A 13,003-nucleotide genomic window follows, 5' to 3' on the forward strand; every position below is an offset into this window, starting at 1 on the left:
GGTGCAACGTGCATGAATACTCACGTGGGATTGTGGTCCAGGTCATAACAAGCCCAGAAGGAGAGCCGCGGATGAGCACGCCCAACGCGACCGGCCTGCGCCGCGTCGTCGCCGCCTCGATGGCAGGCACGGTGGTCGAGTGGTACGAGTTCTTCCTCTACGGGACCGCCGCCACCCTGGTGTTCAACAAACTGTTCTTCCCGCAGGGCGGCAACGAACTCGACGCCATCATGGCGGCCTTCGGTACCTACGCCATCGGATTTCTGGCCCGCCCGCTCGGCGGCCTCGTGTTCGGGCACTACGGCGACAAATTCGGCCGCAAGAAGCTGCTGCAGTTCAGCCTGATACTCGTCGGCCTGGCCACATTCCTGATGGGCTGCCTGCCCACGTTCGGGCAGATCGGCTACCTGGCTCCCATCTTGCTCGTCATCCTGCGCTTCCTGCAGGGCTTCGCCGTCGGCGGTGAGTGGGGTGGGGCGGTTCTGCTCGTCGCCGAACACAGCCCGAATCGTTCGCGCGGATTCTGGGCCAGCTGGCCCCAGGCCGGCGTTCCGGTGGGCAACATGCTGGCCACCATCGTGTTGCTGGTGCTCTATGGCTGGCTCGACGACGCGGCGTTCCTGTCCTGGGGCTGGCGCGTGGCGTTCTGGCTGTCGGCCGTGGTGGTGCTGGTCGGCTACTACATTCGCACCAAGGTCACCGACGCGCCGATTTTCGTTGCGGCCCAACAGGAGGCCGAGCAGATCAAAGCCAGCTCGTTCAGCGCGATCGAGGTGCTCAAGCGCTATCCGCGCGGTGTGTTCACCGCGATGGGCCTGCGCTTCGGCGAGAACATCATGTACTACCTGGTGGTCACCTTCTCGATCACCTATCTCAAAGAGCACGTGAAGGCCGACACCAGCGACATCCTGTGGTGGCTGCTGTTCGCCCACGCGGTGCATTTCCTGGCGATCCCGGTGGTCGGGGCGCTCTCGGATCGTTACGGGCGCCGGCCCGTGTACTTCGTCGGTGCCGTCGGCGCGGCCTGCTGGGGGTTTCTCGCCTACCCGATGATGGACAGCGGAAAGTACCTGCCGGTGATCGCGGCGATCACGCTGGGCCTGGTGATCCACGCCCTGATGTACGCGCCCCAGCCCGCGATCATGTCCGAGATGTTCCCGACTCGGATGCGCTATTCCGGTGTCTCCCTTGGCTATCAGGTCACCTCGATCGCGGCCGGATCGCTGGCCCCGATCATCGCGGTGTGGTTGTTGAAGACGTACGGCTCCTCGGTGCCGATCGCGATCTACCTCGCGCTGGCCGCGCTGGTGACCCTGATCGCGCTCGCCTTTGCCCGCGAGACCAAGGGTGTGGACCTGGCCGACATCGACGCCGCCGACCTGCAGCGGGCCACGGCATGACCGAACTGACCGGCCGCACCGCCCTGGTCACCGGCGCCGCCAGCGGCATCGGTGCGGCATGTGCCCGCGCACTCGCGTCCCGCGGGGCCGTGGTGACCGTTGCCGACGTCGATGCCGCCGGAGCCGAGGCCGTGGCCGCCGAGATCGGTGGAAAGCCGTGGGCGGTAGACCTTCTCGACGTGGCCGCGCTGGAGACTCTGAAACTCGAGTGCGACATCCTGGTGAACAACGCCGGGGTGCAGAGCATCCACCCGATCGAGCAGTTTCCGCCCGAGCGGTTCAGGATGCTCATGGCGTTGATGGTCGAGGCGCCGTTCCTGTTGATCCGCGCGGCCCTGCCGCACATGTATGCGCAGGGGTTCGGTCGCGTCGTCAACATCTCGTCGGTCCACGGGCTGCGCGCCTCGGAGTTCAAATCCGGCTACGTCACCGCCAAGCACGCGCTGGAAGGTCTGTCCAAGGTGACCGCGCTGGAGGGCGGCCCGCACGGCGTGACGAGCAACTGCGTCAACCCCGGCTACGTGCGCACCCCGCTGGTCACCAAACAGATCGCCGATCAGGCCCGCATCCATGGCATTCCGGAGGCCGACGTGCTCGCCGAGGTGTTGCTCAAGGAGAGTGCGGTAAAGCAATTGGTCGAGCCCGAAGAGGTGGGCGCGTTGGTAGCTTGGCTGGCATCACCGAACGCCCGGATGGTCACCGGGGCGTCGTACACGATGGATGGTGGGTGGAGCGCACGATGAGCACGCAATGGGAACCGACGCCCGAAGGCATCGAGGCGGCCCGGATCACCGATTTCGCGCGGTTCGTCGAATCGCGCACCGGTGTCAGCGCGCCCGACTACCAGAGCCTGTGGCAGTGGTCCGTCGATGACCCGGCGGCGTTCTGGGGCGCGTTGTGGGACTACTTCGACCTCGGCGAGCGGCCGGAGCAGGTGCTCTCCGGCGATCAGATGCCCGGCGTCCGGTGGTTCCCGGGCGCCCGGCTCAACTACGTCGACCAGATCGCCCGTCAGGCCCGTACCGACCGGCCCGCGATCCTCAGTGTGGCCGAGGGCGGCGCGGTCACCGAGCTGTCCTGGGCCGAATTGCTGCGCCGTACTGCCGCTTTCGCGCACACCCTGGATTCGCTCGGCGTGCGGCCGGGAGATCGGGTGGTCGGTTACCTGCCCAATATCCCCGAGGCCATCATCGCGTTCCTGGCCACCGCCAGCATCGGGGCGACCTGGAGCGCCTGCGGCCAGGACTACACCGCCAAGGCCGCCCTGGACCGGCTGGGCCAGTTGGAGCCGACAGTGCTGGTGACCGCCGACGGTTACCAGTTCGGGGGCAAATCCCACGACAAGAGCGCCGACATCGCCGCGGTGCGCGACGGCCTGCCCACGCTGAAGGCCTCGGTGCTGGTGGCGCGATTGGGTGCGGCGCGCGATGACTGGCTGGATTGGGAGTCGGCGACCGCAGGCAGGGCCGAATTGAGCACAACGCCGGTGGAATTCGATCATCCGCTGTGGGTTCTGTACTCCTCGGGAACGACCGGGCTGCCCAAGGGCATCATGCACGGCCACGGCGGCGTGCTGCTCGAACATCTCAAAGCGGTTGCCCTGCAGTCCGATATCGGCCGGGACGACACGTTCTTCTGGTACACCAGCCCGAGCTGGATGATGTGGAACTTCCAGGTCGCCGGGCTCCTGGTGGGCGCCACCATCGTCTGTTACGAGGGCAGCCCCACCTATCCGACGGCCGACGCGCTCTGGAGCATCGCCGCCACCATCCATGCCACGGTGTTGGGCACCAGCCCCGGCTATGTGCTGGCCTGCGCCAAAGCCGGCGCGGTACCCCGCGACGAACATGACCTCTCGGCCCTGAAAACCGTGGGCATCACCGGTTCGTCGCTGCCGCCGTCGTCGGCGCTGTGGCTGCGCGACAACGTCGGCGAGCGAGTCCAGGTCTCCTCCCTCAGTGGCGGCACCGATGTGGTGTCGGCGTTCATCGGCGGTGCGCCGACCGTCCCGGTGTGGCCCGGTGAGCTTTCGACCCGATACCTCGGGGCGGCCGTGGATGCCTGGGACGAGTCGGGCAACCCCGTGCGCGGTGAGGTCGGCGAGCTGGTGATCACCAAGCCGCTGCCCTCGATGCCGATCGGGTTCTGGAACGACGCCGACGGATCGCGCTACCGCGACGCCTATTTCGAGATGTTCCCCGGCGTCTGGCGCCATGGCGACTGGATCACCATCACCGATCACGACAGCGTCGTCGTGCACGGCCGGTCGGATTCGACGTTGAACCGCAACGGCATTCGGATGGGCAGCGCCGACATCTACCAGGCCGTCGAGCGGTTGCCCGAGGTCGCCGAAGCGCTGGTGATCGGCGCCGAACAATCCGATGGCGGCTACTGGATGCCGTTGTTCGTGGTGCCGGCCGAGGGTGTCGAGCTCACCGATGCCGTGCGCGACAAGATCGTTCAGACCATCCGCACCGAGGTGTCCCCGCGGCACGTGCCCGACGACATCATCGTGGCCCCGGCCATACCTCACACCCGCACTGGCAAGAAGCTCGAAGTCCCGATCAAGAAGTTGTTCCAGGGCGCCGACGCGGCCAAGGTGGTCGAGCGCAGCGCGGTGGACGACCCCGACCTGCTGGACTGGTACGCGGCCATCAAGCGGTAGGTCAATCCGCTGCGCCCGTCAGTGGAGCGGGGTAGTATCGAACACATGTTCGAAGGCGATTCCGGTGCCGAGCTGATCGATCAGATCAGTGCGGCCGCCCGCGCGGAATCGGTGGCGATCGCCGCCCGGTTGGCCGCCATCGGGGCATTGGACTCACTGCGCGAACACGAACTGATCGACTCGATCTTGTGGCGCACCGATCCGTTCGAAGAGGTGGCCGCCGAGATCTCAGCAGCAATGCGGATCAGCCGGGGCCGCGCCGGCACCCAGATTCACCACGCCCGGGTGCTGCGCGACAAACTGCCCCAGGTGGCGGCCCGGTTCGCCGTCGGCGACATCGACTACCGGGTGATACGCATGATCATCACCCGCACCGGCATCGCCGATCCCGCGGTGTGGGCCGGGCTGGATGCCGAACTGGCCGCCCGCGCGCACCGCTGGATGCGACTGTCCGAACGGCAGTTACGTGATCGGGTCGATCAGTGGGTCGCCAAACTCGACCCCAACGGGCAGCGGGTCCCACCCGACCTCACCGAAGAACGGTTCGTCCAGATCGAACCGGGCAGCCCCGGCAAATCCACCATCTGGGCCAACGTCGACGCCGCCGACGCGGTGGCATTGGATCAACGCCTGGATGCCCTGGCCGCCACGGTATGCGACCAGGACCCGCGCACCCGTGAACAGCGGCGCGCGGATGCGATCGGCCCGCTGGCCAGGTTGCAAGCCCACCTGTCGTGCCGGTGCGGACGCGACGACTGCCCCGCCGTCCAGACACGGGCGGCCGCGGATGCGGCGATGCTTCACCTGCTCGCCGAGCAGGCCACCGTGGCGGGCACCTCGAACGCTCCCGGATATCTGCTGGGGTATGGGATTGTGCCGGCCGAGACGGTGCGGGATTTGGCTGCCCACGCCAAGATCAAACCGCTGCGGGTACCCAACGGACAGGTCCAGCCCACCGAACCTGCCGGGCCGACCGAACCGACTGGGCCGACCGAACCGGCTGGGCCTGTCGGGCCGAGCGATCCGGCCGCCGAGCCCGGGTATCGCCCCTCGGTCGCCTTATCGGAATTCATCCGCTGGCGCGACCTGACATGCCGATTCCCCGGCTGCAACGCCCCCGCGGCGCGCTGCGACATCGACCACACCACACCCTGGCCGCACGGACCCACCCATCCGTCCAACACCAAGCTGTACTGCCGCGTCCACCACCTGATCAAAACGTTCTGCCCCGGCTGGACCGACCGCCAATACCCCGACGGCACCGTCGAAATCACCACACCCACCGGCCACACCTACACCACCGAACCCCACGGCGCCGCACTGTTTCCCGACCTCGCCGGCCCGACCGGGGACCTCACCCTTCCCGACCCACCCGAACACGGCCCCCACCGCAGCGCCAAGATGCCCAAACGCACACAGACCCGCGAACAAGACCAACAAGACCGCATCGCCGAAGAACGCCGCCTCCGCGCCGAACTCAACAACGACCTCGCCCATGAACGCGCCTACCAAGCCTGGCTCGCCGAAGAATACGGACCACCCCCACCCTTCTGAACGGCAGCATTGGCATGACTTCACGATGCCGAGCAGGATGTCTGCATGAGCATGCCGTGGTGGGAGAGGTACATCGGGCTACCGATGTTGTTGCTGCACGACAAGATCTACAAGGTCACCGAAGGACGGATCGGGCATCGCATCCCGGGTGGCCCGACGACCCTGATCCTGCACACGGTCGGCGCCAAGACCGGTCTGCAGCGGGCCAACTCGTTGGCCTATGCCCGCGACGGCGATGACTACCTGGTCGTGGCGTCCAAGGGTGGCGAGCCGACCGCGCCGGGCTGGTACCACAACCTGAAGGCCAACCCGAAGGTCGAGATCAACGTCGGTCCCAAGCGGCTGAAAGTGACTGCCAAGCCGGTTCTTCCGGACGCAGCCGACTACCCCCGCCTGTGGGGAATCGTCAACGACATGCCGGGCAACAAGAACCGCTACATCGGGTATCAGAAGCGGACGACGCGACCGATCGCGGTGGTGGTGCTGACGCCCGAGGTCACTCCCCGGTGAGCTTCAGCGCGCTCGCGGGGCACAGCTTGACGGCTTCGCGGGCGTGATCGATTTCGTCGTCCGATAGCTCGTCGACGAGGACTTCCACGACGCCGTCGTCGTCCTGATCGAAAACGACGTCAGAGACCATCACGCAGTTGCCCGATGCGATGCAGGCGTCCCGATCTGCTTCTACTTTCATGGCATTCACCACGTTACCGCCAGCGATTTCAACCCGTAGATGAAGTGGAAAGACCGGTAGGAGACGTCCTCGAACGGCTCGGCCAGCGCGAGATTCGGGAAGCGTCGGAGCAGGGCGGGGAAAGCGATCCGCATCTCCATGCGGGCCAGCGGAGCCCCGAGGCAATGGTGCACGCCGTGGCCGAAGGCCAGGTGCCCCGGGGCGCCACGGCTGATGTCGAGCACGTCGGGCGATTCGACGAAACCGGGATCACGGTTGCCGGCTGGCAGTGAGGCGAAAACCAACTCGCCCGCGGGGATCCGCACCCCGGCCACCTCGACGTCGGTGGTGGTGAACCGCGGGATCGCGTTCTGGACGATGGACAGCCACCGCAGCAGTTCCTCGACGGCCGGGCCGACGGCATCCGGATCGTCGCGTACCGCGGCCAGTTGTTCGGGGTGGCGAAGCAGCGCCAGCACACCCAGGCCCAGCATGTTCGACGTGGTTTCGTGCCCGGCGAGCAGCAGCAGCCCGGCGATGCCGACGAGTTCGTCGTCGGTCAGGTCGGCGCCGTGCTCGCGCACCAGCATGCCCAGGATGTCCTCACCCGGCTCGCGACGGGCCCGCTCGACCAGGCCGAGCATGTACTCACGGGCGCTGCGTTGCAGGCCTAGACGTTCCTCGATGGACAGCGACAGGTCGAGTTGCCGTGCCGAGCGATGCTGGAAGTCCTCGCGGTCGTCGTACGGCACCCCGAGCAGTTCGCAGATCACCAGCGACGGGATGGGCAACGCGAAGTCGGCCACCAGGTCGGCGGGCGGGCCCGCCGCGGCCATGGCGTCCAGGTGGGCGTCGACGATCTCGACGATGTGTGGTTCGAGGCGCTTCATCCGGCGGATGGTGAACTCCGCGGTGAGCATGCGCCGCAACCGCTGATGTTCGGGTGGATCGAGGCCCAGCAGATTGCCGGCGCGGGCACTGGCCTGGTCCTCGGCGGACAGTTGCGGTACCCCGGGCAGCGCGAAATCCGGCGGTCGGACGTTGGAGAACCGTTCGTGATCACCCAACATCGCCTTGACGTCCTCATGGCGGGTGACCAGGTACACCGGATTGCCGAGCGCGCTGATCACCGTGCGGACCCCGTCGGTCTCGCGGATCTCACCCAGATCGGGGGTGGGATCGAACGCGTTGCGCCGCATGTGCAGTGGCGGCAGGGCGGGTGCCTCGGTCATGGCATCGACGGTACGCGTGCCGCCGCTAGGGGTCGGCCCGCAAACCCGGCCGCCAGATCCGGGGACCGATCAAGGTGAACAGCGCCGGGATGATCACGGTGCGCACCACGAACGTGTCCAGCAGGATGCCCAGGCCGACGATGATGCCCAACTGCGTCAACACGATCAGCGGCAGCACACCGAGCACGCAGAACACGGCGGCCAGCACCACACCCGCGCTGGTGATCACCGCACCGGTGGCCGATACGGCGCGCACGATGCCCTGGCGCGTGCCGTGGTCGGGGGTCTCCTCGCGGGCCCGGGTGACCAGGAAGATCGTGTAATCGACGCCCAGGGCCACCAGGAACAGGAACGCGAACAGCGGGGTGCTGTTGTCGAGGGCGGGGAAGCCGAACAGGTGCACGCTGGCCCAACCGCCGAGCCCGAGCGCGGCCAGTGCGCTGAGCACCGTGACCCCGACCAGCACCAGCGGGGCGAGCACCGAGCGCAGCAGCAGGTACAGCACGGCCAGCACGATGGCCAGGATCGCGGGGATCACCACCAGCCGGTCGCGCTGGGCCGCCGCGGCGGCGTCCCTGGCCTGGGCATCGGAGCCGCCCACCACCGCGGTCGTGTCGGCGGCACGGACCGAATCGCGAAGGGCGTCAATGGTTTCGAACGCCTCGTCGGAGGCGGGTTCGGCCTTGAGCACCACCGACCACTGGCTGAGGCCGGTCGGGGACTGGCCCGCGGGAACGGCCGAGACGACGCCCGGGGTATCGGTGATCGCGCGCTGCACCGAGCCGGCCTTGGCGGCCGACGCGATGACGCGGGTCGGGTCGGTCAGGCCGCTCGGGAAGTGCGCCGACAGGGTCTGGTAGCCGGTCACCGATTCGGCCTGCACCCGGAACTGTTCGGTCTGCGTCAGCCCGATCGGCGTCGACAACAGGGCGCCGCACAGCACGGCCAACCCGGCCAGTGAGGCCACGGCGACGCGGCCGGGCCGGCGGGCCACCGAGTCCGCGATCCGGTGCCAGACACCGCTTTCGGTCAACGGCGTGGCGCCGACCTGCGGAATGAACGGCCAGAACAGCCGCTTCCCGCACAGCGCCAGCAGCGGCGGCAACACCACCAGCACGAAGATCGCGGCCACCACCAGACCCGCCGCCGCTTGGACTCCGAGGCTGCGGTTGCTCGGTGCCGAGGCCAGCAACAGCGTCAGCAGCGCCAGCACCACGGTGGCGTTGCTGGCGACGATCGCGGGAGCGGCGGCCCGTACCGCGGTGACCAGGGCGTCGCGGTGCCGCTCGGTGCGCCCGAGTTCCTCTCGATACCGCGAAATCAACAGCAACGCATAGTTTGTGCCAGCGCCGAACACCAGCACACTGGTGATTCCGGAGGTCGAACCGTCCGGGCTCATCCCGAACCCGGAGGCCACGGCGGTGCCGACGACGGATCCGACGCGGTCGGCGAACGCGATGACCAGCAGCGGAACCAGCCACAGCACCGGCGACCGGTAGGTGATGATGAGCAGCAGCGCCACCACCGTCGCGGTCACCACCAGCAGCGTGATGTTCGCTCCGGCAAACGAATTCGCGATATCGGCGCCGAAGGCCGGGCCGCCGGTGATCTCGGCCCGCAACTCCGGCGGCAAGCCGTCGGTGGCCTTGGCGCGCAGATCCCGCACGGCGTCGTTGAGGCCGAAGCCGGACAGGTCGGCCTTCAACGGCACGGTGGCCACCGCGGCCTTGCTGTCGTCGGAGACCACCACGGGCGGGCCGGCTTCGGCGGTCATCCGGGCGCGGGCGTCGGCCGTGGCGTCGACGTCGGCCATGGTGAGNGGGAACGGATCGCCGGCCAGCGTGGTGGCAGGCACGGCGAACGCCGCGGCGAGCGACACCACCCCGCGCATACCGGCCCAGGCGACGACGAACACCTGGGCCCGCGGCGGTTCGGGTTCATGTTGGCGGATCCGCTTGGACAACAGCCGGGGCAGATACGTGGTGGCATATACCCACACCATCCGGACCGCGATCACGGTGGTGAGTACGGCGGCCGACGAGATGGCCAGAGTGGCCGCCGAGATCCCGGCCAGCTCGCTGATCACCTTCGGCAGCTGCAGCCCGATCAGCAGGAACGCGAACGATTCCAGGATCAGCTGCAATGCCTTCCACACGGCCTTGTCCTGCAGCCGCGTGGCGTAGCTGGCCTGGGCGTCCCGCTGACCCAGCAGCAGCGCGGCCACGACCACGGCGATGACGCCCGAGCCGTGGATCTCCTCGGCGAGCAGGTAGATGAAGAACGGGGCCACCAGGCCGATCGCGCTCTCGACCAGTGGATCGTCGAGCCGCGTGCGGATGAAGTGCACGACCATGCCGATCACCCAGCCCACCACCACGCCGCCGACCGCGGCCAGGGCGAACGTGCCCAGCCCGCTGCTCCACGTGGCGGCGGTGCCGATCGCGGCGCCGAGCGCCACCTTGTAGGCGGTCAGCGCGGTGGCGTCGTTGAGCAGGCTTTCCCCGCCCAGCAGCGTCATGGTGCGCCGGGGCAGGCCGAGCCTGCGGCCGACCGCGGTGGCCGACACCGCGTCGGGCGGGGCCACGATCGCGCCCAGGGTCAGGGCCGCGGCGATCGTGAGTTCGGGCACGGTGTGGAACGCGACGATGCCGACGACGAACGTCGTGGCCAGCGGCAACCCGACCGCGAGCAACCCGATCGGCCGGATATTGCGGCGCAGCGCCACGTAGCTGCTCTCCAGTCCCGCTGACCACAGCAGCGGCGGCAGGATCACGAAGAGCACCAGCTCGGGATCGAGGTGGACGTCGTGGAAGCCGGGTAGGGCGCTGCCGGCCAGTCCGGCCACCACCAGCGCCAGCGGAGCCGAGACGTCGAAGCGGCGGGCCACGGCCGCCAGCAGAACCGCGGCGACCAGCGCCGCCAGGAGTGAGGCACCCACGTTGTCGTTCCTCCTTCGTGTGCCGTGCCTATCCTTGATCAACATGTTGAGGAGATCACGCCGGCGTGAGCACAATCCGGCGCCTCGTACCTGCGAACACCTCGATGCGGCGGTCGACGAGCCGCAGCCGTTGACCCCCGGGGAGTGCCAGGAATGCGAAGAACTCGGAGAGCACAGCTGGGCGCACCTGCGGATGTGCCTGGCGTGCGGTCACGTCGGCTGCTGTGATTCGAGCCCGCATCAGCATGCCACCAAGCACTTTCAGCAGAGCGGCCATCCGGTCATGCGTTCGGCGGAACCTGGCGAGAGTTGGCGTTGGTGTTATATCGACCATCGGGTTGGGTGATGATCTGGCAGGCTGGGGTGTGCGATGAGTGAATCGATTGAGGACGCGCAGGAGGCTCCGGCCGAGGCAACCGACAACGGATCGGATGTGGTGACGGAGGCGGTCGCTGACGTGACCGCCGATCCGGCCCCGAATCCACCGGCGACGGTGCTGCTGCTCGGGGCGGGCGAGCTGAGCCGTGAGCTCGCGCTGTCCTTCCAGCGCCTTGGCGGTGTCGTGGTGGCCGCCGACCGGTACTACGCGCCAGCACACGGTGTCGCCGACCGATCGGCCGTGGTCAAGATGAACGACGCCGAGGAGCTCGCCGCGCTGATCGAGCGTGAGAAACCGAAGTACGTGGTCGCCGAGTCCGGCGTCATCGCCGCCGACGCGTTGATCGCGGTGGCCGAGCGTGGCGACATCGAGGTGCTGCCGACGCCGCGCAGCATCCGGCTCTCCCAGGATCGCGAAGGTCTGCGCCGGCTGGCGTCGGACGAACTCGGCCTGCCCACCGTGCCGTTCTGGTTCGCGGGTTCGGCGGAGGAGCTCAAGGCGGTGGCCGAGCACGCCGGGTTTCCGTTGGTGGTCAAGCCCGTGGTGGGAGCGCAGCGCGACGGCGAGTCGGTGCTGCTGCGTCCTGAGGACGTCGAGCCGGCCTGGCAGCGTGCCACCACCGCCGGGCACATCGCGCACAACCGGGTGCTGGCCGAATCCGTGGTCGAGGTCGAGTACGAGATCACGATGCTGACCGTGCGGACCACCGGGCCGGTCGGTCCGGGAGTGCAGTTCTGCGAGCCGATCGGGCACCGTCAGGTCGGCACCGACGTGCTGGAGTCCTGGCAGCCTCAGCCGCTGTCACCTGCCGCGCTGGATGCCGCCAAGTCGATCTCCGCGCGCATCGTCAACTCGCTGGGCGGGCGCGGTGTGTTCGGGGTCGAGCTGCTGGTCCAGGGCGAGGACGTGTACTTCTCCGACGTGCGGATCCGTCCGCACGACAGCGGCCTGGTGACGTTGCGGTCGCAGCGGTTGTCGGAGTTCGAGATGCACGCCCGGGCGATCCTGGGTCTGTCGGTCGACACCATCATGATCTCCCCGGCGGCGGCCGAGGTCACCTACGGCGGCGCCGACGCCGGCGAACCGTCGACCGAGGTGAGGGCGGTGCTGGCGGAGGCGCTGGCCACCTCGGAGAGCGATGTCCGGTTGTTCGGCCGGTTGGGCGAAGCCGAGGCGCCGCGGCGGCTCGGGGTGGCGCTGGCCACTGCTCCCGACGTGATCATCGCCCGCGATCGTGCGCGCCGGGTGGGCACCGCGCTGCGCAAGCTGTGGTGAGCCACGATGGCTGACGGAACAGATGAATTCTCGGCGCGCGACCGGCCCACGATGGCGCCGTTCCTCGGCGCGCTGGCCGTCATTGTGTTCGCCGTGATCGTTGTGGTCCTGCTCAACACCTTCGGTGGCGACGGGCTCAGCGAGGAGCAGCGGGTGGGTCGCGCCGCGGTCGGCCAGAACGATGCCCTGCAGCGCGAGAATTTTCGCGAGTTCTCCGATTACACCTGTACCGCCCAGCGCGGGACCGAGGCAGATTTCCTTGCCCGCCAGCGTGATTCGCTGACCACCAGGGGCGCCCGGTACGTGGACGACGTGACGGCCGTGCGCATCGAGGGGGACCGGGCCACCGCGACCGTGGTCTACCACTTCGACAAGACGCCCGACACCAAGGTGAACACCGAGACCGCCTTCGTGCGTGAGGACGGCGCATGGCGCGTCTGTTCGAGTATGGGAGACTCACGCCCGTGAGCTATGCAGGAGACATCACGCCTGAGGAGGCCTGGAAACTGCTGAGTGAGAATTCCGAGGCCGTGCTGGTGGACTGTCGTACCGACGCCGAATGGCGCTTCGTCGGTGTACCCGATCTGTCCACCCTTGAGCGTGACGTGATCTACGTCGAGTGGAACCGGACCGACGGCAGTCACAACGACTCGTTCGTCGACGATCTCCAGGCGTCGGGTGTGACGCCGGGCGAGCGGCCGGTGGTCTTCCTGTGTCGTTCCGGTAACCGTTCGATCGGTGCCGCCGAGGCCGCCACCGCGGCCGGGATCGCGCCGTCGTACAACGTGCTCGACGGGTTCGAGGGCAATCTCGACGAGAACCGCCATCGCGGCGGTACCGGCTGGAAGGCCGTCGGTCTGCCTTGGACACAGAGTTGAGCAGCGGAGCTG

General features: G+C 68.1%; 12 protein-coding genes. 9 read left to right on the forward strand and 3 right to left on the reverse strand.

The annotated features are described in order from the left end of the window. The first annotated feature begins 71 nt into the window (after positions 1-71). Genes BN4332_RS27015 through BN4332_RS27035 form a run of 5 tightly spaced genes read left to right on the forward strand, consistent with a single transcriptional unit; the run spans position 72 to position 6,129 of the window. Positions 72-1,400 (forward strand): MFS transporter, encoded by a 1,329-nt coding sequence (locus tag BN4332_RS27015; RefSeq protein ID WP_066902493.1) that lies wholly within the window; start codon positions 72-74, stop codon positions 1,398-1,400. Further along, entirely contained in the window at positions 1,397-2,143 is a 747-nt protein-coding gene (locus tag BN4332_RS27020) for a 3-hydroxybutyrate dehydrogenase (RefSeq protein ID WP_066902495.1), read from the forward strand. The genes BN4332_RS27015 and BN4332_RS27020 overlap by 4 nt, the downstream gene beginning before the upstream one ends. After that, on the forward strand, positions 2,140-4,065 hold the full coding sequence (locus BN4332_RS27025) for an acetoacetate--CoA ligase (RefSeq protein WP_066902577.1): 1,926 nt from the start codon (positions 2,140-2,142) through the stop codon (positions 4,063-4,065). Before BN4332_RS27020 ends, BN4332_RS27025 begins: the two co-directional genes overlap by 4 nt. A gap of 45 nt (positions 4,066-4,110) precedes the next feature. Continuing rightward, positions 4,111-5,619, forward strand: a complete 1,509-nt coding sequence (locus BN4332_RS27030; protein ID WP_066902497.1) for an HNH endonuclease signature motif containing protein — start codon at positions 4,111-4,113, stop codon at positions 5,617-5,619. A gap of 51 nt (positions 5,620-5,670) precedes the next feature. Next, positions 5,671-6,129 (forward strand): nitroreductase family deazaflavin-dependent oxidoreductase, encoded by a 459-nt coding sequence (locus BN4332_RS27035; protein WP_084459429.1) that lies wholly within the window; start codon positions 5,671-5,673, stop codon positions 6,127-6,129. Here the strand turns inward: BN4332_RS27035 and BN4332_RS27040 are convergent. The 3 genes from BN4332_RS27040 to BN4332_RS34700 are packed head-to-tail and all read right to left on the reverse strand — an operon-like array spanning position 6,116 to position 10,459. After that, a complete protein-coding gene (locus BN4332_RS27040) occupies positions 6,116-6,310 on the reverse strand; it encodes a ferredoxin (RefSeq protein ID WP_066902579.1) in 195 nt (64 codons plus the stop codon). The two genes, BN4332_RS27035 and BN4332_RS27040, sit on opposite strands and share 14 nt — an antisense overlap. 5 nt (positions 6,311-6,315) lie before the next feature. Beyond that, positions 6,316-7,521 (reverse strand): cytochrome P450, encoded by a 1,206-nt coding sequence (locus BN4332_RS27045; RefSeq protein ID WP_066902501.1) that lies wholly within the window; start codon positions 7,519-7,521, stop codon positions 6,316-6,318. A 25-nt stretch (positions 7,522-7,546) separates the two neighbouring features. Continuing rightward, the gene (locus BN4332_RS34700; RefSeq protein WP_084459427.1) at positions 7,547-10,459 is read right to left on the reverse strand and encodes an MMPL family transporter; all 2,913 of its coding nucleotides are present in this window, start codon (positions 10,457-10,459) and stop codon (positions 7,547-7,549) included. A 43-nt stretch (positions 10,460-10,502) separates the two neighbouring features. Between BN4332_RS34700 and BN4332_RS27055 the strand changes: the two genes are divergently transcribed. The 4 genes from BN4332_RS27055 to BN4332_RS27070 are packed head-to-tail and all read left to right on the forward strand — an operon-like array spanning position 10,503 to position 12,991. Next, positions 10,503-10,805, forward strand: a complete 303-nt coding sequence (locus BN4332_RS27055) for a UBP-type zinc finger domain-containing protein (protein ID WP_074133202.1) — start codon at positions 10,503-10,505, stop codon at positions 10,803-10,805. Positions 10,806-10,829: 24 nt separating this feature from the next. After that, positions 10,830-12,113 (forward strand): formate-dependent phosphoribosylglycinamide formyltransferase, encoded by a 1,284-nt coding sequence (gene purT, locus BN4332_RS27060; RefSeq protein WP_084459428.1) that lies wholly within the window; start codon positions 10,830-10,832, stop codon positions 12,111-12,113. Between the two features lie 6 nt (positions 12,114-12,119). Beyond that, a complete protein-coding gene (locus BN4332_RS27065) occupies positions 12,120-12,581 on the forward strand; it encodes an Rv0361 family membrane protein (protein WP_066902506.1) in 462 nt (153 codons plus the stop codon). Further along, entirely contained in the window at positions 12,578-12,991 is a 414-nt protein-coding gene (locus BN4332_RS27070) for a rhodanese-like domain-containing protein (protein WP_066902508.1), read from the forward strand. Before BN4332_RS27065 ends, BN4332_RS27070 begins: the two co-directional genes overlap by 4 nt. The last annotated feature ends 12 nt before the right edge of the window (positions 12,992-13,003 follow it).

This window comes from Mycolicibacterium houstonense, assembly GCF_900078665.2.
Classification (GTDB): domain Bacteria; phylum Actinomycetota; class Actinomycetes; order Mycobacteriales; family Mycobacteriaceae; genus Mycobacterium; species Mycobacterium houstonense.